We start from the raw sequence: 21,552 nt of genomic DNA, 5'->3' as shown, positions 1-21,552 counted from the left end.
GGTGCACCGGCGGGTGCCAGAAAGAAGAAATTCCTTCCTACTCGACAGGCAGGGTGCTGCGGTCGAATTGATCCTGTTGCAACGACAGGAGTCAGCGTTTGTCGGGCCAATCTCTTCAGTTTGTCTCGGGCCGGTCGCCCCAGTCACCGAGCTCGACCTCGAAGTGCTGGGCGCCGATGTCTCGGAGGTAGCCCGCGAGGGTGTCCAGCTTCTTGAAGTAGCGCACGTTACCGCGCCGGGCCTCCAGCGTCAGCTCTTGATCCCCATCGCGCAATAGCAGGACGAAGCCCGAGGCCGTTCCACGGGCCACGAGCCGACCAGCCTTGCCTGTGGCAACCAAAATACGTAATATTGGCTCGCCAAGACATACACTTTTGGACGACGACATGACTTATTCTGGCGATCAGGGCGGAGGGCCGCCGGGCACTTCGGCCGCCATGGTACGCGCTCACGCGACCGAGCCGCGTGGGCGTGCCCGCGAGCGCCAGGAGGGCATGCCGCCCATCAAGACGCCCGAGCTGCGTCACCTAGTGGCCGCCAAGGGTGTCAAGGTCTTCACCGCCAGTGAGATCGAGCCCGGTCGCTATCGGCTGGTCGTGCAGTTCGCCCAGCGCAACCATGTGCTGACCGGCGCGCGGGGCGCGCCGCGCGAATGGGCCAGCCTCGACAGCGTGGCTGCCTACATGCGCCGCCTTGGCGCAACCGAGGTCACGGTCGCCATGCTGTGGCCGCAGCCGCCGGCAGCCCGTGCTTGACCACCCACTTGGAAGACCCGCGCATGACTCAGACCATCGCCGCGCTGAACTCCAAAGGGGGCGTCGGCAAGACCACCTTTCTGGCGAACCTGGGCGGTCTGCTGGCCGACATGGGTGCGCGCACCCTGTTGGTGGACGCCGACCCGCAACCCAGTCTCACCAAGTACTTCGCCCTGGCCGATGAGGCGCCGCAGGGCCTGGTCGAGGTGGTCACCCAGGGCACGGTCACGCCGGCCTGCATTTCGCGAACCTCGGTGCCTGGGCTGGACCTGGTGCGCTCCAACGATGGCGAAGCTCAACTGCAGCACTGGCTGCATGGACGGCCGGACGCCCGCACCCGGCTGGCCCGCGCATTGCGCAACCCCTACGTCCAGGAACACTACGACTTCATCCTGATCGACACCCAGGGCGCGATCGGGCCGCTGCAGACCGCTGCTGCTTTTGCCGCAGACACCCTGGTATCACCGCTTCCCCCGGACACCCCGTCGGTGCGGGAGTTCCGCTCAGGGACCTTGCGCGTGCTCCAGCGGCTGGAGCAGGACCCCAACGAGCCGCAGGCCGCGCTGGCTCCCATCCAGGCCGTCATCTGCCGTCACGAGTACACCCGAAACGCCCGCCAGCTGCTCGGTGAGCTGCGCGCCGAGTTCGACGTTGGCGACCGGGTCACCATCCTGGACACGGTGATTCCCAGCGCCGTCGCCTACAAGGACGCGTTCACCGCCCGGAGGCCGGTGCATCAGCTCAACCGCCAGGGCGGCACCCGGTGTCCGTCGGGCTATGAAGTGATGCACAGGATCGTCTGGGAGCTGCAGCCGCAGCTCTACGGGCACTTTGCAGGCCGCCTGCGCGGCGACCCCCGTGAGGTCTTCGGACCCTCGCAGACCGCCCACGCCGCTGCAAGGGCCGCATGAACACCTCCAGGAAGCGCCAGGGCTTCAACCCGCTCACCGACGGGCTGCCGCTGACCATCCCCGTCGGGCAGGCCATCGAGAACCTGGCCGCCGCCACCGCCCGCGCCGCTGCGCGCAGGAACCGACCCAACACTGCCATGCTTCGCCCGCACGACTCGACCATGCCGACGCCCTTTGGCGCCGCCAGCCCAGACAGCCTCGGTCCTCCTGGCAAGACCCCCAGCAGAGCGCAGCGTGACGAGGCCGAGTTCAAGGCCAGCTACGCCGTGGGCGACACCGCGCCGTCCAAGATCGACCTGCGCCGGGACTTGCCGGGCCCCATGCTGCTCAAGTCGGTCGACATCGTCCGCTACGACCACAACCCACGGCTCTATGCCAACGAGAAGCGAGAGGACATCCGCCACAGCCTGAAGGCCAATGGCTATCAGGGCACGCTGCAGGTGACGCGCAGGCACGCTGGCGAGCCGTACATGCTGGCGGCGGGCTCCAACACGACGCTCGAGCTCTTGCAGGAGCTCTATGCCCAGACCGGCGACGAGCGCTTCCTGTGGGTCAACTGCATCTACCAGCCCTACCAGGGCGAGACCACGCTGCTGTCTCAGCACCTCGGCGAGAACCTGAACCGTGGCGACATGAAGTTCTGGGAAGTCGCCGTGGGCATGTGTGAGCTGCTTGGGCTGATCGAGGAAGAGCGACGCCAACACGATCCAGGCGCCAAGCCCATGGCCGTTCGCGAGGCCAGCGAGGCACTGGCCGCCCGTGGCCTGAAGGCAGACAAGTCGCTGGTGACCATCTGGCGTTTTGCCACCAGCCGGCTGGCGCCGCTGGGGAGCGCCAGCGCCCATCTGACCCACCGTGGGGTGCAGGGCATCCTGCAGCCCCGGCTGAACGCTCTGCTGGCGCTGGCCACGCGCCTGGGCATGGACGAAGCCGCGTTCTGGGACGACCTGGTCGCCAAGGAGCTGCGGCTGTATACCACCTCAGCGCACGACGTGCAGGCCTTCGACCCCCATGAGGTCGCGGATCAGGTCGAAGCAGCCCTGGCCAAGCGTGCCTCGGAGTCGATCGAGTCCGTGCGCCACATGCTCTCGCTGCTCAAGCTGAATCCGAAGCTCACGATGGCTGAGCTGCGGCAGCCCTCCCCCAACCTGATCGCCACACCACCGGCGTCCTCCGCCGGCGGGCCCCTGCAGGACAGCGCCAGCACAGGACAGCCAGTCCGGCACCCTGTCGAGCAGCCTGTAGAGCAGCCTGTCGAGCCGTCACCCAGCCAACAGCGGCCGCTCAACCTCACCACGGTGATCCAGGGGTCGCCGCCTGGGGCGGGCACTGGCGCGCTGATCCCGTCCGCCCGCTCAGGCCTTGTCGAGCCACAGGGGGATGCGGCCCGGCCGGCGACCGGCGCAACCGGGACGCCGCGCGCATCGGTCGGTCCGCTGTTCAGCGCGGGCCAGGCGGATCGGGCCGATCCTCTGGGCGCGCTGCACTCCGCCGTCGATGAGCTGCTGGCCACCGCCGGACTGAGCGACGTGCTGCGCTGGCGCGACGAGATGCCGCTGGGCTTCTACCTGGACCTGCCCGACCGGCAGACCCACAGACGCCAGACGGTGCAGATCGGCAGTCCGCAAGACCAGGCGCGAACGGTGAAGACCATCGTCTGGTGGTCGCTGACGACGATCTCCGGCCAGTGGCTCGAAGGGGCCGTCGACTGCATCGACCACACCAGCGCCTTCTACCGGAGCTTCTCCGTCGAGCGGGAGGAGTCGCCCCTCGAAGGCACGGACATCGAGCCCGTGCAGCCCGAGCCCGTCGAGCTGCTGATGGCCCGTGTCACCCCGGGCCTCATCCGGCCCGCCATGACCCAACTGCGGGCGGTCGAGGAGCTGGCCGCGACCGTCATGGAGCAATTGCCCGAGCGCTGGATGCTGCTGCAGAAGCTGCTGCTGTCCGGCAACCCGTACTGACCAAGGATCGCCCCGACATGCACCAACGAGGAACTGTGCCCGGCCACCCTGGCGAGGCCCACCGGAGCCCGTCGACCGTGACACTGCGGGATCCCGCTGTCCAGATGTTCGCCCTCACCCGGCTGATCGCAGCCATGGAGGACGCCGATCCCCAGGTGCTGCACCAGATGCTCGGCGCCGGCATGACGCCAGAGCTGCTGGACCGGCTGCGCTCCATGCCACTGAACGAGGCCTTGCGCTTCGCCGTGGGTCAGTGCGGCCTGGCGATCGCAGTCGATACCGCGGCCATGCGTGCGCAGCTGCAGCGCATCGACCGCGCCAAGGCGGACCGCGAGGCCCTGGAATACCTGGTGCGCCATGGCGCGTCGCCGCGGCTGCTGACGCAGCTGTTCACGCTGTCGCAGTCCGACGCGCGGCGCCTGCGGCGCGTGCTGGCGCCCGATGTGGCCACCGGTGGGCGCCCCAGACTGCCCCCAGACGAGATGCGCGACGAGATCGAGCGCGTCTGGGCCGAGCTCGCGGCCGAGCCGTGCCCCAGGGCGCGCATCCGCCGCTTGCACGAACGCTTCGCGACCCAGGTGATTGCGTCGCTGGAGCTGGTGATCCTGCCCCAGGTCACCGGCGCCTGGCGCAGCAGCCCCCAGGCCTGATGAACGCTCTTCGTCGCCCCACTGGGCGACCACTTCCTCGGCCAGCACAGGGCGATCCCCTGTGAGGCCGCCCGACACCGTGACGAGGCACCTGCCATGAGCCAGACGACCCCTCACAAGCCCCCCTGCCCTATTCCTGAGCCGGCGCTACGCACCACGGCGCTTGCCGCCTCCGCGGCCACGCCTGGCGTCAACGCACGCCGCTCAACCGCGCCCGCCCAGGGCGGCGCCGTCCTCACCGATCTGGCCGCTGTGCGGCGGGCCAAGCAGAAAGAACGCGCCCGTGTGGCCCAGGCGGTGGACTGGTACATGGACCGTGCCGAGCAAGTGTGCCTCGCGGTGCCGATGATCTACATCTACATCGCCCACTCGATCGCGGCGGCGGTGGCGCTCTACCAGATCGAGGCCCGCAGCGAGGGGCAGTACCTGGAGCGCGGTGACCCCTGGGTCCACCTGGACCAAAGCGCGTGGCTGTACCTGACCAAGCTCGATGAAGCGCAGTGGGTCCAGGCCCGTGGTGAGCTGCGAGCGCTGGATCTGATCGAGGAGCGGCGCCGCTATGACCTGGATCGCAGCGAGATCATCACCCAGATCCAGTTCCTGCCGGATGCCTTCTCTCGGGCCAAGGGTCAGGTCCGCGATGACATCCGTCGCCAGCTCAAGGGCGGTGTTGACGCGGGTGGCTCATTGCCTGGCTATCCCTGCTGAGGAGCCATCCGGTGGCCTTGTTCCTGCCCAGATCCCCGAAGGCCTCTGCCAGGGCGGGCACCCCGCTGGCGACGCTGGCGGTGGAGGCAGGGCGTGCCGAGACATTGGCGCAGCCCGCCAGGCGCACCGTCGTGTTGCTGGGAAGTCTTGCCGGGCCCTTGGCCCACCCAGCGCAAGGCGCGCCACTGCCGTCGCTTGAGCCGGCCCGGCACTTCGCGTCCGACCTGGCCGAGACGCCGCGAGTGCCTCGCATCGCGTCGCGGGACCGAACCGTGGTGCCACCCGGTACCGCGCGCAGCCAACTGTCGTGTTCGATCGCTGTGGCCAGCCGCGTCGTCGAGTTGGTGGACGACACCTGCTCGGCGGTGCTGTTGTCGCAGCTGATCTACTGGACGCGACGCGGCCGCGATGTGGTCGCGCGAGACGGCTGGATCCACAAGTCCGCCAGAGAGTGGGAGATCGAGACCGGCCTGAGCTGGAAGATGCAGCGTCGCGCGCGCAAGATCCTGCTCGACAGTGGCCTGTTGGAGGAGCGGCTTCAGGCCATGCCCGCGAGCCTGGCCTTCCGTCTCAATCTCCGTGCGTTCGTGCCGCTGATGGCCGAGCGCAGCGAGATCGAGATGCCCGCGATCGACCTGTCCTGGTTCGTCGATCGTGACAGTCCGATCCTGGGCCGACTGCTGGGTCGCTCGTTCCTGTTCCACACGGCCCTGACGGCCCACATGTCGGTGCCGGCGGCCATGATGGCCTCGCGCCTGCTCTCGGCACAGGGCGACCTGCGCGCGCGGCCGGCCCGGCTCAAGTACGTGCAGCTCTCCCGGGAGGCCTGGCGGCGCGAGACCGGCCTGACCCGCCACCAGTGGCAGACCGCCCGCCGCGATCTCCAGGCGCTGGGGCTGTTGCTGGAGCGCCAACACAACTTCCCGCGCCGCGTCGACCTCAGCATCGATCCGGTGGCCACCGCGTCCTTGCTGGCTTGTGCGACAGCTGCGCCGATGGCCTCTGGGCTTGACGCCCTGGGTCCCCAATCTGAAGCTGGGTCGGTTTGGGCGAAACAGACCGGTGGCAACGCACACCCACCAAAGCGACCTGCTGCGTTGACCGAACCGGCCGACAGGTGTCGACCGAACCGACCCACAGCGATCGACCATTCCGGCCTTTATCTCCAGGAATCACTACAGGTTCAACCACAACCACAACTACCACTACCGCCACAGCCTGGGCCGAGCACACGAGGCGGAGGGGTCGACCCGTCCACGCCCGACTGGGGTGGGGGTGGGTGGCCTGCAGAGTGGCCCGGCCAGGCTGGCAGCGGCGCGCACTCGACATCCTGCGGTGATGAGGTGGCGCTCGTGGAGCCCGGGCTGGTATGGCCGGCTCCCTTTGGCGCCCAAGAGGGGGACCGCGAGGCCGCGGCCAGGCACCTGGCGGGCCTGGATCGGGTCATGCAACAGACCCTCCTGGACGAGGTCGCCTGGCGGGCCTCGCAAGGGACTGTGCGCTCGCCGGTGGGACTGCTGCGCACCCTGTGCCGCAAGGCGGCTGAGGGGGAGTTCGCTGCTGACGGTGCGCACCGCATTGCCAGTGCCCGGCGCCAGCGCGATCAGGCTGCGCTCGCAGCGGCGGCATCTCCCGAGGCAGCCGCGAGCTGCGCGCCATCGGCTGAGGTACGCGCCAAGTTCGATGCTCTGCGCCAGGAAGTGAAGAGGCGGCGGTGGCCAGCATGAGGCGCTGTCACAGCCAAAGCCCGAGTGAACTTGTCTGTCTTGCTGCAAGACAGACGGACCCGACTGGGCCGTCAGGGTGCGGCGGCTGCCAAAGCGGGCGCTGGGGCAGCGGCGCCACCTCGCCGGGACGCGGCCCGCGCAGGGCGGACCGAGGGCCGGCCATGCGGCGCCGCCGCAGCGCCGCTTCGCCCGCAGACACCTCGATCAACCACAACCATCAGTGAGGAGGATTTCCATGGCTCCCAGTGACTCCCATGATTCCTATGGCGCCCATGACGCCAGTCGACGCGGTCCCCGCCATCCCCGGCATGCACCTCCGTTTCCGGTGTCCAGGTCGTCCCCATTTCCGGACGGCTATGACATCGTGGCCGAGCGCCATGCCTTGAAGGACCTGGTCGAGGCCGATGACCTGGACATGGCGGATCCGAGGTTCCAGCGCTATGCCGAGCTCGAGCGGCGAGAAGCGCTGCTGCGCAGCATGCAGTCCGAGCACCACGCGACGGGCGGTGCGCAAAGGGATGTCGTGCCCTACCGTGAGGCCGTCGCGGTCAAGAACGACCTAGGTCGCCTGACGGACGAGGCCGACGATTCGATGACCATCCATACCAGAGAGGCGTCGCGGCTCTTCATCGGCCGGGCGATGCTGCCGGGTGAGACGGGCGTCGGTCAGTCGGGGGGCAAGAAGGTCGGCGCTGCGATGCGGGCCATCTGGTACCTCTCGGGCAACGACAACCCGTATGCGGACTTTGCGCTGATCGAGACCTGGACCTCAATGGAGAACGTGATCGCTGAGCTGGAGCGGCGCATCGACGGCATGGACCGCCGCCTGCACAGGATGCAGCGCCGCGGTCTGTCCTTCTCGATTGTTCGGGCGGACCCGCCCGTCAGCGTGGAGCTGGGATTTCGCAGTCCCTACGGCTACTCGGTGGTTCGTTTGATCTCGACCTTCGACTACTTCGTGCGGATGGTCAAGACGCTGGTGCGCAAGGACCTGTTGTCCGACAAGGAGGGGTACGAGGACATCTACACGATGACCCGTCACAGCCGCAGGATCTTTGAGCGGGTGGTCTGGCTCCAGCGCTACTTGTTGAGAGACGAGCTGCGCCCGCTCTCGCGCAGGGACTGGCTGGCCAGCGCGGACGAGCTGGCGAAAAAACGCGTTCAGGCGGCGGTGGCCTTGTTTGGTGAGCTGCCGCGGGGCGTCTTCAACGGCGATGTGCGGCCGCGTCACACGCGACGGCATCTGGACGTCTCGGCGGAAGAGCTGCGCCTGCTCAACGAGGTGCCCTTGGCGGGCGATGACGCTCAGCTGGTGGCTGCCACCGAGGGTCTGCAGTGAGGGCCCGCCGTGGTGGCCTGCGCTGCGCCAGTGGCGGCGCGGCCATCCTGCCCGGGGCATGGGGCGGCAAGGGCTGCGCCTGCGGCGGGGATGGCGAGCGCAAAGGGCTGTGACAGTGGTGGATCCCGTGGGTGATGGGGCTGTGGCAGCGGCGGAGCCCGAGGCGGCATGCTGATTCAGTGGCAGGGGTTTTTGGATGGAAACGCTGATGGATGTGCCGGCGGGGCAGATGGGGGTCACACAGGGGGTGGACCGCAAAGGGCCTTTAAAGGGTAAGGGCGGAGCCCTGGCGCAGTGGCACCGGCAGGCCGCACACAAGCTCGCGACAGTGCATCACGCCATGCAGGTGCTGGCGCAGGCCACACGGGAGGTCCAAGGCCGGCGCTGGAGTCTGCAGGTGCACAGGCTGCGGGACACGGCGCGGCAGTTGCGCTGGCGAGAGGTGTCGCCGCCTCGGTCGCACACGGTGTGGGAGTGCATCGAGCCTGAGCTGTCGCAGCTGGCCCCCGGCCTGGCGCAGTGGTTGCGGGAAACGCAGGACTCGGCCGTGCTGCTCAACCACCAGGAGCAGGTGGCGCGCTACGAGCTCAAGACGATTGCCAGGTTGCTCGGCAGCCGGGCGCAGCACGGCGGCGAACACGGCGCCGGGTGACAGTGGCCTGGCGCGTCGCTAGTATTCCAATGCATCGCCCTGGAGGGCACATGAACATGTTTGGCACCGTTGCCGCCCAACCCCTTCTGGTCCTCGTGGCTGTCGCTGTGGCCCTCGGTTGTGGCTACCTGCTGTGGCAGGTGCTCATCCGGCGGCTGCCGATCCATCACTTCGGGACCCATCAGGTGATCGAGGCGCTTCGGTGGGAGCCGCTGGCGCAGCAGCAGCGCCTGGCCGCGCAGGGCTCGCTGACCCGTCTGCAGTGGTTCCTGCTGAGAAGGCGTCATCTGGTCCGGCTGCGAACCGAGCTGCGCATCCGGTAGCGGATCGCGCTGGGCATCCAGCGCATCGACACAGACAACACCAGCAGCCGCAAAGGCGCATCTCCCCGGACACACCCCAAGAGGAAGCTGATCGACAAAGGGGACACCATGTCCATTGAATCCATCGTCCGCGGCAATCTGACCAAGGATCCCGAAGCCCGCGAAGTCAAGGTGAATGGCGAAAGCCGGCGGGTGGTCGACATCCGCATCTTCAGCGACGAGTACCGGCGCGAAGGGGAACAACTCATCCAGGACGACGACCGCTGCGTGGGCGTCGACGTCACGATCTGGTCCGAGCGGCTGGGTGAGCAGGTGATGGGCCACCTGCGCAAGGGCAGCCGTGTGGAGGCCAAGGGGGCGATGTACCTGCACCGCTACAAGGACCGCGAGACCGGTGAGCCGCGCGCCGGCCTGCAGATGAACGCCGACAGCGTGACGCTGGTGCTGGCGCGCATCGAGTCGATCGCCTTCGCGCCCTCGCGCCGCACACAGGAGGCCGAGGAGGCCGCGGCGGGCTGAGACGGGCACGGCCGGCTGGGTCGGTTGGCCGTCTGACAGCGCGCGCGGCCTAGCCGCCGGACAGCACACGACAGGAGCAATGCATGCATCACAGAACGCCCCCGGATCTGGCCGAGTCTGCCTGGCGCGCGGTGCGCGCCTGCGCCTTCGATGTCGTGCACCTGGCGGCGCGCTCCGGGCGCGCCAGCCTGAGGGTGCAAGGCGTGCAGCTGCTGGCCCAGCGCCTCGGCACCCCTCGCGCCAGTGCGCCCTGGGCCTTCGTTCGGCTTAGCATGCGCCGCGGCGCAGCGCCGGCCGAGGTCACCTTCGTGTCTTCGCTGACAGAGGAACGGGATCATGGCGGCTGAGTCGGGTGTGCAACGCGCTGCGGTGGTCACCGCGCAGGTTTGGTACGGCCGCTTCGGTGACATGCTGATCGAGACCTGTGTCGACGGCACGGTGTGGATCAATGGAGAGCCGGTGGCGGGCAAGCGGTCCCAGCCAGCGGCAGTGACGACGCCTTCGCCGCCGACGTCAGCGCAGGCAGAGGACGAGGCCGGTGCCCGCCCGGACGCAGCAGCGCAGGACCAGCCCTACGACTGCGATGCGCTCATCCAGGCCGCTGAGGACAAGGCCTTTGCGGGCTGTGGCCTGTCGGATTGGCTCTGGGAGCAGCGGGTGCAGGCCTACTACGCAGGCATCCTGGCCAGGGCCCCGGCGCAGCACCGCCAGCGCACCGTACAGGCCTTGCTGGCGCGAGGCTACGAGCCGGGCTATGTCTCACCCGATCTGGGGCCCGGCTACTGCAGCCGAACCGGCATTGACGAACACTACTGCACGTGCGGCTATCACCTCTGAGGCGATCGCGGTCGTGCGGCCGAGCCTGGCCAGCTCGTCAGGCACTGCCCAGGTGACCGGTGCCATGTCCACCGATGTCACCGAGCGGCCTTCCTTCGCGCCGGTCGCGCCCGCCTTGCGACCGTTTGTCCAGCGCGCCGCTTGCGACGGTCGGCGCATGGGCCTGGCCACGCCGTTCGGGGACGAGGTGAGCGCGCTGATGCGCTCCCTGGGTGCCAGCTGGACGCCCTACCGCCGCATGTGGCTGTGCGAGGTCGACGGCCTGCGCGAACTGCTGGACGGTCTGCAGCGCGCGGCCGCTCGTCTGCCGGCCTTCTCGTTCGACGATGCGCGGGCGCTGGCAGTGGCGGCCTGGCAGAACCCTCAGACCGACTACTTCACCTCGCTGCTCGATGTGCAAGTGATGCCCTTGGCCAAGGGCGGCTACGCGGTGTCATCGGCCTTCGATCCGCTGGTGGTGCGGGCGCTGAAGCGGCTGGGGGGACGATTCCACAAGCCCGCGCGGGCCTGGGAGGTCAGGCGCGATCGGCAGGAGATCCTTCGTGTGCTGCACGAGGTGGCCGGGGTCGACGAGACCGTCGTGTTCGTGCACGAAGGAGCGCTGCTGCTGGAAGACCTGGTGGCCGCTGCCAGGAGCGAGGTGCCGATCGCTGTGCCTGGCGCCGCTCCGCCGGCGACAGGTGGCGGTGAACAGGCGGAGACAGCCATGCCCTTGGGCGCCGGTTTTGTGTCTGCGCTGGGCACGCCGCTGGTGCGCTTGGCCGTGGACGAGAAGGCGCTGGCCAGGGCCGCGCGCGAATGCGGCCTGCGTGACTACCAGGTGGCCGGCGTGAGGCATCTGCTGGGCCTCTCCAGTGGCCTGTTGGCGGATGACATGGGTCTGGGCAAGACCAGGCAGGCCGTCGTGGCCGGTCGGCTCGCTGCCGGTGCTGACCAGGTGCTGGTCGCCTGCCCTGCCAGCCTGGCGCTGAATTGGGAGCGTGAGATCCGCGCGGTATACCCGAACGCCCGCATCGCGCTGGTGGGTCAGCACCCGATGGTGCAGGTCCGCGCAGCGGACTGGATCATCGCGAACTACGAGCGCCTGGGTGGCCTGGTGCGCGAGGCCAGCCTGCGACTGGCGGTCATGTTGGTGGACGAGGCTCACTACCTCAAGGAGCACCAGGCCGGACGCACCCGCAATGCGTTCTTGCTGGCTGAGCGTGTACCGCGGCGGTTTTTGCTGACCGGCACACCTGTGCTCAACCGCGAGATCGAGGTCCACACCCTGCTGCGACTCTCGGGGCATCCCTTGGGCCGGATGCCGCTGGTGGAGTTCCGCAAACAATTCGCCGGCGACGCTGGCAAGCGCGCCCAGCTCGCCGAGCGCGTCAGCGAGTGGATGCTGCGCCGGGGCAAGGACGTGCTCAAGGATCTGGGAGACAAGCTGCACCAGACCAGAGTCCTGCAGGCGCCGGACAAGCTGGCGGTGTACCGCAGCATCCTGGCCGATCCCAGCCTGCAGACGATGCCCAAGCTCACCAAGCTGCGTCAGCATCTGGAGGCCTCCAAGGTCGACTTCCTGATCGACTCGGTCCGATGCCTGCCCCAGAACGGCAAGGCGCTGATCTTCTGCGAGTACATGGACACCGTGGACCAGCTCAAGGAGGCCCTGGCCAGCGACGGCGTGCGCTGTGTCAGCCTGGTGGGCTCAGACCCACCCAAGAAGCGCATGGCGGCGGTGGACGCGTTTCAGCGGGACCCTGCGGTGCAGGTCTTCATCGGCACCACGATGGCGGCCGGGGTGGGCATCACGCTCACTGCGGCCAACTACGTCTTCTTCGCATCGCTGCCTTGGACGCCGGCGCTCAAGCGTCAGGCGGAGGACAGGGCCTACCGCAGCGGCAACACCCGCGATGTGTTCGTCATCACACCCCTGGTGGCCGGAACGATCGACGAGCAGATCTATGCCTTGCTCGAGGCCAAGCGCGACATCGAAATGTCGATCGTTGAGGCGAATCGGGTGGGGGTGGGTTGAGTGGTTCGGGCTCGCGCATGAGGGAGTAAGCAGCGGGCTCAGCTGGGGTTTCGCAGTGACAAGCAGCTAGGGCGGTGCGCCAGCGCACCGCGGCCCGTTCAGATCGCGAAGTCGATGAGCGCCCGACCTGCCGCAAGCTGCGTCTGCAGCCACTTCGGCTTCAGCCCGCGGCCCGACCAGGTCTGGCCGGATGCTGGGTCTCGGTACTTGGCGGCCACCTTGGTGCCAGCGGCCTTCTTGACGCCGTCGCCGGCGCGATGTGCCAGATCAGCTGCGGTGAGGCCGTACTCGGCCATCAGGGCTTTGACCTTGCTGATGGCGTCGGCGCGGGCGGTGCGTTGCATCTCGGCTATCTGCCGATCAAGGGCGTCCTTCTGGGCGATTAGGTCTTGGAGTGTGGACATTGCAAGGGTGAATGCTCTAGGAGGCGTCATGGTAGCGCCGCCACCCGACGATTCAAGACCAATCTGGGGACGCGCTTCACGCAATCGTCTATGGGCGGTTGGTAGAGTGAGGCGGCGGGCGGCCGCTCAATACCCTCTACTGATCGTGTACACCTTCAGCGCCGATGGGCGGAACACGCCGCGGGCTGTCATCAGGCACGACAAGAAAGGCATCACCATCCCCGAGGAGGAAATGATCTCGCTTGAGCGCGAGGTTCGAGAAGATGCAGGCCACTTGCTCAGCATAGCCGCCCGCATGGGTTGCGATTTCTAGCTCATGCCCTGAGCCACTGGCGCGCCACCATCGCCGGATGGACACAGCCCACATCCGTCCCACTCTTCAGGCGCCCGACCGCCCCTGCTGGCACTGCTCAGCCTGGGGAGGTTGGGCATGGGGCGGGCCCGCCGGCCGGTGCACCCGCCCGAACCACTCCGCGGTGCGGGCGATGCCTGAGCGAGGGTGCGCTGGCTGGCAGCGCGATCCCGGCGCCGACGATGAGCCAGGGCCCCCCACAGTCGTGCAAAATTATTACTGTTTGCAAGTAGGGGTCCTATCTTGATTACCAGGAAAACTGTCCTGATCCTAGGTGCAGGAGCGAGCATTCCGTATGGCTTTCCGAGCGGTTTAGATTTGACCAAGCTCATCAGGGCCATGAAGGCATCTGAACTCGAAATGGTTCCTATAAGCGAGGATTCCCGTGCAAGGAATAACAGAGCTGACGAATTCCTTTTTTCGTTCAACCGCTCGCAAGCGAAAAGCATAGACGCCTTCTTGGCTCGTAGAAGTGAGTTCTCCGACCTGGGAAAACTCGCGATAGCGATCCAAATACTTAAGCTGGAACAACCGGGGGTTATTTACGAAGGTCTGGCGCCGGGACGCTGGTTTTCAGACCTTTTGCACGCAATGGACGCTCCATGGGATCAGATGAACCAGAACAGAATATCTTTTGTCACGTTCAACTACGATAGGTCGCTTGAATTTGCCTTGTCGACGGCCCTGCAATATCGCCACGGAAAGACTCCAAACGAGGTGGAGGTGCTGATGAAGGAGTTTCCCATCGTGCACGCCTACGGGCAACTAGGCTCGCTAAACCCTGACGACCCTTCCTTTGTTCAATACGGTGCGCACAGCAACCCAATGGACACGCGTTTCCTCTTTCGTGCAATGCAGGGGATTCAGGTAATCCCTGAAGGACGTGACGGCAGCGATACGTTCTCCGAAGCACAGGCGCTCATTTCCCGTGCAGATGCCATTTGCTTTCTGGGGTTCGGGTTCGATGAAACGAACGTACGACGCCTCGGAGGAGAATCAATCTTGGGATCAGGTGGGGAGACGCATTTTGCCGCCTCGGCTTTTCACTTAACAAAGGCCGAGACAGAAAAGGCCCTCAGGTCGATCTGCCATAACAAGTGGACGAGTTACTACCGGGACAGAATGTTCAATTCAGACTGCGCTAATACACTGAGGGAATCGTTGATTTTAGGGTAGGCATACATATAGAACTACATCCCCCCCTTCAGGGGGATTCACACCGCCGTGCCGCCGCGCGACGCTCGCGCGATGCCCTACGTCTTCACCCCGCCGGCTGCCTTCGAGTGGCCCGACATCTGGCTGCGCCAGGACATGCGCGGGCGCTTCTACTTCCTGATGGAGCCCATCCGAGCCGCGGCTGAGGCCTGCGGCATCCCCGAGGAGGATCTCGACCGGCAGACCGCCACGACGATCGCGGCAGAGTGGTACCGGCACCACCTGCGGCACGGCGGCCGGCACTTCCCGCTGGCTGATCGGTGGCTGGCTGACCTTGAAGCTCAGTCGGACCGTACGCACTGACCTCGGCGATCATTGACTCCCGCGACCGCGGTTCTCAGTCCATCAAGCAATCGGAGGAGAAGTTGAACAAGCGCATACTCACCACAGGGACAGTTGGCATCGAAAGAAGGAGTTGGAACCCGCCAGCGCCTCCACCGCCGAGCCCGCCACCGCCACCGCCGCCACCGCCGCCACCGCCACCGCCACCGCCACCGCCACCGCCACCGCCACCGCCACCGCCACCGCCACCGCCACCCTCGACGTGACAGAAAGTAGCGCTCGATGCCCACCACCTCCGCCACCCGAGAGCTTGGCGCCGCCGTTTCTGATGTGCGTTACGCTGTGATCTACGGTGAGCTGAATGAGCGCTTCTGGACCCGAATCGACACGGCGTTGAGCCTCGTCAGTGCCATCGGTGGCTCAGCGGCGGTGGCGACATTCCTGGCGCAGTCCAACTTGGCCAATGCAGTAGCCGGAGCCGTTCTCGCGCTCGCTGGCGTATTGGGCTTGGTGTTGCGGCCCGGCCAAAAAGCGTCGCAGTTCCGTGAAGCGCGTATCGGCTACTTGAACCTGCTGGGGCGCGCTTGGTCGATGCAGGTTGGTGAGGTCGACGCAGAGCGCGCGCGCTTGGAGGCTGCCGCCCCTATTGGGCTGGACGGCTTGGGTCCGGTTGCGTGGAATCGTCTCGTGATACAGCTTGGGGACGAAGACCGCGCGCAGGGGTTGACCACTTGGCAGTCTGTGCTGGCTTGGATCGCGTAGCACCCAGATCCAGCAAGGCCCCGCTGACACAGGCCGAGGCGGCAGACAACATGGCGGACGGCCCGCAGGACAGCCCTTCGACACCGGTTGGCCCGCACAGTTTGGCGGACTCGATCATTCGTATCGCGCTCGTGCGCAAGTCCTCTTGGCTGAAATTCCAGCAGAGGCTATCCCGGTCCAGCTGTCGACACGCTCAGATCGGCGATGCCAAGCTTGCGAAAAGCGCGTATGGGCCACGAACGGTCGCGGCGCGTTCAGCTACGCTTGAAAGCCGCCTTGCCTCGACTTGTGTTCTTCTTGCCAGGCGGTGACTCGGGCGCCCTGGCGTGACAACGGTCTATGTCAGCTCCAGGCAGCTGTCATCAATTGGGCGAAGTCGCGCCGCGACAGAACGGCCGTGCAATCGCGCCAGTCCTTTTCTGGCGGCGCCATCGTGGCGGTGTAGCGAAGGTCGAAGCCGGTGGCCTCGCGCTGGACGTTGATGTACTCGTCCATCTTCAGGCCCAGTGCCTCGATGTCGTCGATCCACTCGTCCTTGATCGTGTCCGGGACGGACCCGAACAGGTCGTAGCGGTCGCGCATGCGGTCCGAGAGGCGGTCGTAGATCTTCTCGTCGACGGTCTGCTCGTTGACCAGGTTGAGCATGTCCACGGTGTCACGCTTCTGGCCGAAGCGCTTGATGCGGCCGATACGCTGCTCCAGCCGCGTCGGGTTCCAGGGCAGGTCGACGTTCACCAGCGTGCCCAGGGTCTGAAGGTTGAGGCCTTCGCAGGCCGCATCCGTGGCCACCATGATCCGGATCTGGTGCTCGGCCACCATCTTCTTCAGCGTCTCGCGTTCGCACGACACACTGTCGCCACGTTGGTAGAGCCGGCTGCGGCCCGCACCGGCGTAAAGGCCGATCGCTTCATCGGGGTAGCGCTGTGCGAGTTGTTCCGCCACCCAGCGCGCGGTGTCGTAGTACTGGCTGAAGATGATCACGCCCAGCTCCAGCCACTTCTCGCGGTCCAGGTAGTACAGAAGTGCCGCCAGCTTGGGGTCGGACGCGATCCGCTCCAGCCGGTTCAGCAGCCGCTCCAGGGCCTCGCGTTCGTCGGTGTTTTCAACGGCCAGCTCCGCGTCGCCCTCGTCTTCCTCGTCGCGCAGTGTCTGGCCCTGAAGCAGCGCTCGCACCGTGTTCAGGCCCGCGTGGATGGACGAGCAGATGCGCTGCTCGACCAGGTTCTTCATGAACCCGCCGCCACCCGCGCGACCCTGGCCACGCGCGCTCAAGGCCTTGCCGAAGGCGCGTGCCTCACGGTAGGCCTCCCGAAAGTCTTCGCTGGTGCGCAGGGCCTTGGCCTCGAACAAGGCATCGAAGCCGTGGGGCTCTCGGATCAGCTGGCGATCAGGGTGAACGTCCACGCCCACCCGGGCCAGCAGGCCGGCGTCCTCCAGGCTGACGCGCTTGCGCAGCACCACGTGGCGCACCAAGGGGTTCTCGCGTTGGAAGAAGGTGGCGCCGGACACCTGACGGTGCAGTTCGTCTTCCAGGATCTCGCGCGTGTCCTCGCTCAGGTCGGCCAACGACCGGGCGGTCTGGGTCTCGCCGTTCACCAGCCCCAGGTCCTGGCGGATTGCACTGAACAGCCGCCTTGCGCGCGGCTCGCGCGTGGAGTCCACCAGCGGCAGCGGGGACCGCAGCAGCTCCCACGCATGCTCGGCGGAAGTCACCTCCTGCCGGCCGGACAGAATCTCCAGCACCTCGCCGGCCCGGTGCCAGGCCGCAAAGTCGTTGCCCAACACAAAGTTGCCGCGCCCCTGGTGCAGGATGCCGATCAGGTCCCACAGGTCCTGCGGCTGCGTCTGGATGGGCGTCGCCGTGCCCAGCAGCACATGCTCCGACCGGGCCGCGATCTCGCGCATGAAGGCCAGCAGCTCGTTCGGCGTGCCCGCGTCGGCACCGAAGCCCTGCCGCGTGCGGGCCTTGTGTGCCTCGTCCAGGATCACCAGGCCGAAACGCAGGCCCAGCAGGTGCTGCTTCTCGGCCGATTGCCGCATCATCAGCCCGGTCGAGACGATGCCGATGCGCAGTGGGCAACGGGCGATGTGCTCACGGCCCGCGGGCGAGATGGCCCGCTCCTGATCATCGAGCCACACCTTGCGCACCGTGTCCCAGCGCGCGCACGGAATGCCCAGCTTGTCCAGCATCTCGGTCTGCCATTGCTCGCACAGCGTGGCCGGCGCAAAGATCACCACCGGCCGCCGGGCTTGCTGCTCACGGTCGGCCAGCAGGCACAGCGTCAGCGCTGCGGTGCCGAGTGACAGCGTCTTGCCCAGGCCCACCTCATCGGCCAGCAGCAGGCGCACCACCTTGTGCATCTGGTGGTGGCGCAGACACTCGGTTACGAAGCCTTGCTGCCATGGCTGCAGGGCCAGGCCTTCGCGGTACAGCGGCGACTCGATCAGCGCGGCCGGCGCCACGTCGCCTTCGTCGTCGATCTCGTCGAACACCACCTCGCGGCGGTAGCCCCGCCGGTGCACCTCGCGGATCACCGCTTCGGGCAGAGGGCGCGAGGCGTTCCACAGGAAGTCGAATTCGCTCTCGATCCAGGCCACACCCTCGGGAGACTCGTCTTCCCACAGGATCTCGTAGTGGCGCTGCCAGCCGCTGCGGGTTTCGTTCATCGAGCCGATGAAGCCCAGCTTGCGCCCATCGGCCAGCTCGATGACGCCGGCCTTGCCGTGCACGAAGCCGCACACGCTGTCGGGCGCCACGCGCACCGCCTGGCCGTGCCGCTGCAGGAAGGCATCCAGTCGGCGGTAGCGGTCGCGGTTAAGCAGTGCCTCGGCCTCGATGGCCTTCTCGTTCCAGCGGCCCATCATGCGGGCCTCGCGCAGCTGAGCCACCTTCAGGTCGTCGGGGTGGATGTCGACGTTGCAGACGATGCGGACGTGAGGAATGCCCTCCAGCAGCTCGTGCGCCACCTCGAACAGCGAGCTGGTGAAGTAGCCCGCGATGCGCCGGTAGCTGTGCGCTCCTTTCAGGTGCTCCAGCAGAAAGCTGGCGTCCAGCCGGTGCGTGCGTGACGAGAACCGCCGGATGGACATGACGTTGTCGCCCTCAGATCCCGAAGCGCTGGTTCTTCAGCCGGGCGCCCAGCACCTCAGCTGCCGTGCGCACATCGACCTCGGAAGCGTTGCGCTCCACGAAGGCCAGCAGGTCCACCAGCAGCGGGCGGGCTTCCAGGAAGTCGGGCATCTCGGCCTGCAGCTGGCTGATGATGGTCTGCGGCTCCAGGTCGGCGCGCATCTGCTGCAGCGCAATCACCAGCCGGCCCAGGCGCGTGGCGCCGAGCTCGGTGCTGTCGGTTAGGTCGCGCGAGGCGAACTCGGTCACTTGCTTCAGCCTTGCCTCGTTGGGCGCCATGCTGGCCATCACGCGGGCGTAGTCCTGCACGCGGAAGGCCTTGGCGAAGTTCTGGTAGTTGTCCAGCTTGCGGGCGCCCGTGGTCTCCATGTCCATCATGCGCAGCAGGAAGCGCTCTATGCCGGACAGCTTGCCCCAGGTGTCTGCCGCCAAGCCCTCGGGTACCAGCAGGTTGCTGGCCGCTTCGGCGGCCTGTTGAACGATCTCGTCCACCACCGTGAACTCGCCCTTCACCCGCGGGCGCAGCGCGAAGCTGGTCACGTCTTCGCCTCCGATATGGGTGTAGCCGGTCAGCACCTTCAGTGCCGCGGCGTAGCCGGCCATCTGCAGGTCGGAGTCGTTGAACACAGGCTCGCCGTGGTGGGCCTTCACCGCGGTGTTCAGGTGCATCATGGTCCGGATCTGCCGATCCACCTCCTGCCGCACGGCGGGCAGAAGGCGCTGCTTGAAGGCAGGCCGGTCACCGGCCGGGCGCTTGCGCAGCATCAGCGTCACCGTGCCTTGCACGTAGCCGCCCTTCTTCAGTTCGGACGTGGTCTCGGTGGCGATGTACCAGGCTGCCACCACCTGCAGCCCCGCGGCCCAGAAGATGCCAACGAGATCACTCCAGACACCGGTGTCCTGGTGCGTGAACATCACGCACTGCATGCCGTTGTCGGGCATGTGTGTCGCCATCGCGGTGTAGGCCGCCACCATGTTGCGGCGGAAGTCTTCGCCAGAGCCTTGTATGGCCAGCGCGCGCCTGGAGTCCCACACCCAGGAGTCGAACGGAGCCGGTGGGTTGCGACGCAGCCAAGCGATGAAGAACTCGGTGATCTCGTGGTAGTTGACAGCGTCCGCGTAGGGTGGATCGGTGATCCAGAGGTCGCAGGCCTCGGAGACCTCGTGTGCGGGGTGGTTCCGCAGCGTGTGGGTGACGCCCGCGGGGATGGGCGCATGGGCGTTCTCGCCGTCCAGTGGGTCAAGTAGGCAACTCGAAGCCCGGCACCCGTAGTTGTAGAGAACGTTCAGCGCCTGGTTGTCGAACACCTGCTTGGTGCCGCCGCTGCGGCCGTCTCCGTCGCCAGTGGACCAGCGGGTGAGGCGGGCGCTGGTGTTGATCATCTGGCATGCCTTGAGACAGAGCTCTGCTGTCGCGTGCCTGCGCAGCTCGGCGTACAGGAGCAGCTGCCGTGCGTTGAAGAGGTGATGCCAGTGAGTCCAACCGCGTTCCCTTCCAAGCCTGGCGGTCTCGTCTCCAGCCTCAATCACCATGTCGGGCACGATCCCTTCGGCTTGCCACGCCGCCAGGTTGCGCGCAACGATTCGCTGCACTTCAGCTTCGCGCTCCAGGTCCTCGTCCGTTGGCGCCGCGAAGTAGGTGCGGGGGCGTGGGTCTGAGACGGTCGTGCCGTCGATCCACTGGATCGCGTACACCCGCTCTTGAAGCGTGTCGCCCGGGAGCGGGCCGAAGTCTTCACGTCCCCATCGGCGCAGCTTGTTCTGGGTGGTGCCATCGGCGTCGCGATAGTCGCCCCGCAACGTACGGATGGGAATGCGGTAGGTCTTGCCGTTCAGCTCGTAGACCAGGGCCCCGTCCCTCACGGTGCCGTTTGCAGCGGCCTTCATCTCTGCTGCTGATGCACCGTTGACGACTCGGATGTCGAAGCGCTGCTCCGCCTCGTTCGGAACGAGCTTAGCGATGACGTTACCGTTCTTGGAGATGACCAGTGACGGCAGGAGGGGTACGAGCCAGCCACTCTCGGGGCAGCGTGTCTCCAAGCAGTACAGATAGACCTTGGCTTGGTTGCCAGATGAGTCGCGCTCGATGCCCAGCTTGCGAACGGACTCCTTGACCGCCTTGGCAACTGCCCTTTGCTGGCGCTCGAGTTCGGCGTGCCTGGCTGCGTCTGTGCCGACGATGTTCAAGGCACCCCAGGTGAGCATGCAGGCGATGGGATTCAGGTCCGACGCGAACGCATCGCAACCGATCCTGGCTGCTTCAAAAGGGATGGAGCCACCACCGGCGAAGGTGTCCCCCACGCGCGCACGTCGGCCGTAGCGGAGCTGGCCCAGCTGCCCTACGAGTTCGGGGATGCTGCGGGCGTCGATCCCAAGGTGCGCGTAGTGCCGGTTCACATCGGCCCAGATCGGCTCGAACAGCCATTCGTCGTCGACCTCCTCCGGCCGCTTGCCCAGATCCGAGCGTTGCTCGTACGAATCTAGCGTTGCGATGTAGCGGCGATACAGCTCCAACTTCTGTTCAGGTTCGATGTCGCGCCGCCAGCGCAGCGTGATGCCTCTCTCATCGCAATCGAGCGGGAAGGTCCAGTACGCCAGCTGCCCCTCCTCTGGCTCCTCGCCCTTCACCTTTGCAGTGAAGAAGGCCCATGGATTAGCCAAAGAGATGCGCTTGGCCATATCGTGTGGCTTCACGCCGTCAGCGACAAACGCCCGGCGAGCCAAGCCCTCTGGGTCAAAGCCCATCAGCTTCTCGAAAACGTCAAGGTCCCGCTCGGCGTCGTCGGTCTGCGGTAGCAGCACACCGAGCACGATGGCCCTTACAAGGATCAACGGCTTGCGTCCCTTCCAGTAGGACCCCAGGCCGGTCAGCGTTTGGTAGAGGTTGGCCTTCCGCTCGCGTTGAGCTTCATGCGAGACCTTCTGCACCGGGAACACCGATTCGATCAGTGCCGGTGTGTCGCGCAGTGCGCCGGGGGTGAGGTTGGGGCGGTTGGTCATGCGGC

The 21,552-nt window shown here is 66.7% G+C and carries 22 protein-coding genes; 17 read left to right on the top strand and 5 right to left on the bottom strand.

The features are described from left to right. Window positions 1-115: 115 nt before the first annotated feature. Complete coding sequence (locus KAK07_RS23645) at window positions 116-388, bottom strand: ParC-related protein (RefSeq protein WP_210803108.1); 273 nt, start codon at window positions 386-388, stop codon at window positions 116-118. Window positions 389-494: 106 nt separating this feature from the next. Between KAK07_RS23645 and KAK07_RS23640 the strand changes: the two genes are divergently transcribed. The 13 genes from KAK07_RS23640 to KAK07_RS23580 all read left to right on the top strand — a co-directional run bounded on the left by KAK07_RS23640 (window position 495) and on the right by KAK07_RS23580 (window position 12,402). After that, on the top strand, window positions 495-755 hold the full coding sequence (locus KAK07_RS23640; RefSeq protein WP_210863446.1) for a hypothetical protein: 261 nt from the start codon (window positions 495-497) through the stop codon (window positions 753-755). Beyond that, complete coding sequence (locus KAK07_RS23635) at window positions 725-1,666, top strand: ParA family protein (RefSeq protein WP_310740768.1); 942 nt, start codon at window positions 725-727, stop codon at window positions 1,664-1,666. Before KAK07_RS23640 ends, KAK07_RS23635 begins: the two co-directional genes overlap by 31 nt. Continuing rightward, a complete protein-coding gene (locus KAK07_RS23630) occupies window positions 1,663-3,630 on the top strand; it encodes a hypothetical protein (protein WP_210863445.1) in 1,968 nt (655 codons plus the stop codon). The genes KAK07_RS23635 and KAK07_RS23630 overlap by 4 nt, the downstream gene beginning before the upstream one ends. Before the next feature lie 104 nt (window positions 3,631-3,734). Beyond that, window positions 3,735-4,280 (top strand): STY4526/YPO1902 family pathogenicity island replication protein, encoded by a 546-nt coding sequence (locus tag KAK07_RS23625; RefSeq protein WP_210863444.1) that lies wholly within the window; start codon window positions 3,735-3,737, stop codon window positions 4,278-4,280. 96 nt (window positions 4,281-4,376) lie between these two features. Then, entirely contained in the window at window positions 4,377-4,988 is a 612-nt protein-coding gene (locus tag KAK07_RS23620; RefSeq protein WP_210803112.1) for a hypothetical protein, read from the top strand. An 11-nt stretch (window positions 4,989-4,999) separates the two neighbouring features. After that, the gene (locus KAK07_RS23615; RefSeq protein ID WP_210863443.1) at window positions 5,000-6,715 is read left to right on the top strand and encodes a hypothetical protein; all 1,716 of its coding nucleotides are present in this window, start codon (window positions 5,000-5,002) and stop codon (window positions 6,713-6,715) included. Between the two features lie 364 nt (window positions 6,716-7,079). Continuing rightward, window positions 7,080-8,054, top strand: a complete 975-nt coding sequence (locus KAK07_RS23610; RefSeq protein WP_210863442.1) for a PFL_4669 family integrating conjugative element protein — start codon at window positions 7,080-7,082, stop codon at window positions 8,052-8,054. Between the two features lie 196 nt (window positions 8,055-8,250). Then, window positions 8,251-8,706 carry a hypothetical protein gene (locus KAK07_RS23605; RefSeq protein ID WP_210863441.1) on the top strand — a complete coding sequence of 152 codons (456 nt, stop codon included), beginning with the start codon at window positions 8,251-8,253 and terminating at the stop codon, window positions 8,704-8,706. A gap of 50 nt (window positions 8,707-8,756) precedes the next feature. Next, window positions 8,757-9,029 (top strand): hypothetical protein, encoded by a 273-nt coding sequence (locus tag KAK07_RS23600; protein WP_210863440.1) that lies wholly within the window; start codon window positions 8,757-8,759, stop codon window positions 9,027-9,029. A 108-nt stretch (window positions 9,030-9,137) separates the two neighbouring features. Then, entirely contained in the window at window positions 9,138-9,548 is a 411-nt protein-coding gene (locus KAK07_RS23595; RefSeq protein WP_210863439.1) for a single-stranded DNA-binding protein, read from the top strand. Window positions 9,549-9,631: 83 nt separating this feature from the next. Next, entirely contained in the window at window positions 9,632-9,895 is a 264-nt protein-coding gene (locus KAK07_RS23590) for a hypothetical protein (protein WP_210863438.1), read from the top strand. Further along, window positions 9,885-10,385 (top strand): hypothetical protein, encoded by a 501-nt coding sequence (locus KAK07_RS23585; RefSeq protein WP_210803119.1) that lies wholly within the window; start codon window positions 9,885-9,887, stop codon window positions 10,383-10,385. Before KAK07_RS23590 ends, KAK07_RS23585 begins: the two co-directional genes overlap by 11 nt. After that, on the top strand, window positions 10,303-12,402 hold the full coding sequence (locus KAK07_RS23580; RefSeq protein ID WP_210863437.1) for a DEAD/DEAH box helicase: 2,100 nt from the start codon (window positions 10,303-10,305) through the stop codon (window positions 12,400-12,402). Before KAK07_RS23585 ends, KAK07_RS23580 begins: the two co-directional genes overlap by 83 nt. A gap of 98 nt (window positions 12,403-12,500) precedes the next feature. On the opposite strand, the gene KAK07_RS23575 is transcribed toward KAK07_RS23580, so the two are convergent. Next, the gene (locus tag KAK07_RS23575) at window positions 12,501-12,806 is read right to left on the bottom strand and encodes an H-NS histone family protein (RefSeq protein ID WP_210803121.1); all 306 of its coding nucleotides are present in this window, start codon (window positions 12,804-12,806) and stop codon (window positions 12,501-12,503) included. 145 nt (window positions 12,807-12,951) lie between these two features. Here KAK07_RS23575 and KAK07_RS23570 point away from each other — a divergent pair, with 145 nt between their 5' ends. The 3 genes from KAK07_RS23570 to KAK07_RS23560 all read left to right on the top strand — a co-directional run bounded on the left by KAK07_RS23570 (window position 12,952) and on the right by KAK07_RS23560 (window position 14,676). After that, a complete protein-coding gene (locus tag KAK07_RS23570) occupies window positions 12,952-13,119 on the top strand; it encodes a hypothetical protein (RefSeq protein ID WP_210803122.1) in 168 nt (55 codons plus the stop codon). Window positions 13,120-13,497: 378 nt separating this feature from the next. Further along, on the top strand, window positions 13,498-14,334 hold the full coding sequence (locus KAK07_RS23565; protein WP_210803123.1) for a hypothetical protein: 837 nt from the start codon (window positions 13,498-13,500) through the stop codon (window positions 14,332-14,334). A gap of 72 nt (window positions 14,335-14,406) precedes the next feature. After that, window positions 14,407-14,676, top strand: a complete 270-nt coding sequence (locus KAK07_RS23560) for a hypothetical protein (RefSeq protein ID WP_210803124.1) — start codon at window positions 14,407-14,409, stop codon at window positions 14,674-14,676. Between the two features lie 78 nt (window positions 14,677-14,754). Here KAK07_RS23560 and KAK07_RS23555 read toward each other — a convergent pair whose 3' ends face one another. Continuing rightward, window positions 14,755-14,910: a hypothetical protein gene (locus tag KAK07_RS23555; RefSeq protein ID WP_210863436.1), complete on the bottom strand. Its 156-nt coding sequence runs from the start codon at window positions 14,908-14,910 to the stop codon at window positions 14,755-14,757. A 27-nt stretch (window positions 14,911-14,937) separates the two neighbouring features. Between KAK07_RS23555 and KAK07_RS23550 the strand changes: the two genes are divergently transcribed. After that, window positions 14,938-15,417, top strand: coding sequence for a hypothetical protein (locus KAK07_RS23550; protein WP_210803126.1), 480 nt, complete (start codon window positions 14,938-14,940; stop codon window positions 15,415-15,417). Between the two features lie 342 nt (window positions 15,418-15,759). Here KAK07_RS23550 and KAK07_RS23545 read toward each other — a convergent pair whose 3' ends face one another. Together KAK07_RS23545 and KAK07_RS23540 are read right to left on the bottom strand one after the other, a co-directional pair. Further along, a complete protein-coding gene (locus tag KAK07_RS23545; RefSeq protein WP_210803127.1) occupies window positions 15,760-18,507 on the bottom strand; it encodes a phospholipase D-like domain-containing anti-phage protein in 2,748 nt (915 codons plus the stop codon). 13 nt (window positions 18,508-18,520) lie between these two features. Next, window positions 18,521-21,547, bottom strand: coding sequence for an anti-phage-associated DUF1156 domain-containing protein (locus tag KAK07_RS23540; protein WP_210803128.1), 3,027 nt, complete (start codon window positions 21,545-21,547; stop codon window positions 18,521-18,523). Window positions 21,548-21,552 lie beyond the last annotated feature (5 nt).

Source organism: Ideonella alba, from assembly GCF_018069875.1.
Lineage (GTDB): Bacteria > Pseudomonadota > Gammaproteobacteria > Burkholderiales > Burkholderiaceae_C > Ideonella > Ideonella alba.
This window is presented reverse-complemented; position numbering and strand designations above follow the sequence as displayed.

Coding starts and splice junctions, on each gene's coding strand:
- KAK07_RS23560 (WP_210803124.1), top strand. CDS start 14,407: ATGCCCTACGTCTTCACCCCGCCGGCTGCCTTCGAGTGGCCCGACATC.
- KAK07_RS23580 (WP_210863437.1), top strand. CDS start 10,303: ATGTCTCACCCGATCTGGGGCCCGGCTACTGCAGCCGAACCGGCATTG.
- KAK07_RS23625 (WP_210863444.1), top strand. CDS start 3,735: ATGTTCGCCCTCACCCGGCTGATCGCAGCCATGGAGGACGCCGATCCC.
- KAK07_RS23645 (WP_210803108.1), bottom strand. CDS start 388: ATGTCGTCGTCCAAAAGTGTATGTCTTGGCGAGCCAATATTACGTATT.
- KAK07_RS23585 (WP_210803119.1), top strand. CDS start 9,885: ATGGCGGCTGAGTCGGGTGTGCAACGCGCTGCGGTGGTCACCGCGCAG.
- KAK07_RS23590 (WP_210863438.1), top strand. CDS start 9,632: ATGCATCACAGAACGCCCCCGGATCTGGCCGAGTCTGCCTGGCGCGCG.
- KAK07_RS23540 (WP_210803128.1), bottom strand. CDS start 21,547: ATGACCAACCGCCCCAACCTCACCCCCGGCGCACTGCGCGACACACCG.
- KAK07_RS23630 (WP_210863445.1), top strand. CDS start 1,663: ATGAACACCTCCAGGAAGCGCCAGGGCTTCAACCCGCTCACCGACGGG.
- KAK07_RS23620 (WP_210803112.1), top strand. CDS start 4,377: ATGAGCCAGACGACCCCTCACAAGCCCCCCTGCCCTATTCCTGAGCCG.
- KAK07_RS23600 (WP_210863440.1), top strand. CDS start 8,757: ATGAACATGTTTGGCACCGTTGCCGCCCAACCCCTTCTGGTCCTCGTG.
- KAK07_RS23595 (WP_210863439.1), top strand. CDS start 9,138: ATGTCCATTGAATCCATCGTCCGCGGCAATCTGACCAAGGATCCCGAA.
- KAK07_RS23550 (WP_210803126.1), top strand. CDS start 14,938: ATGCCCACCACCTCCGCCACCCGAGAGCTTGGCGCCGCCGTTTCTGAT.
- KAK07_RS23545 (WP_210803127.1), bottom strand. CDS start 18,507: ATGTCCATCCGGCGGTTCTCGTCACGCACGCACCGGCTGGACGCCAGC.
- KAK07_RS23640 (WP_210863446.1), top strand. CDS start 495: ATGCCGCCCATCAAGACGCCCGAGCTGCGTCACCTAGTGGCCGCCAAG.
- KAK07_RS23605 (WP_210863441.1), top strand. CDS start 8,251: ATGGAAACGCTGATGGATGTGCCGGCGGGGCAGATGGGGGTCACACAG.
- KAK07_RS23565 (WP_210803123.1), top strand. CDS start 13,498: ATGAAGGCATCTGAACTCGAAATGGTTCCTATAAGCGAGGATTCCCGT.
- KAK07_RS23575 (WP_210803121.1), bottom strand. CDS start 12,806: ATGTCCACACTCCAAGACCTAATCGCCCAGAAGGACGCCCTTGATCGG.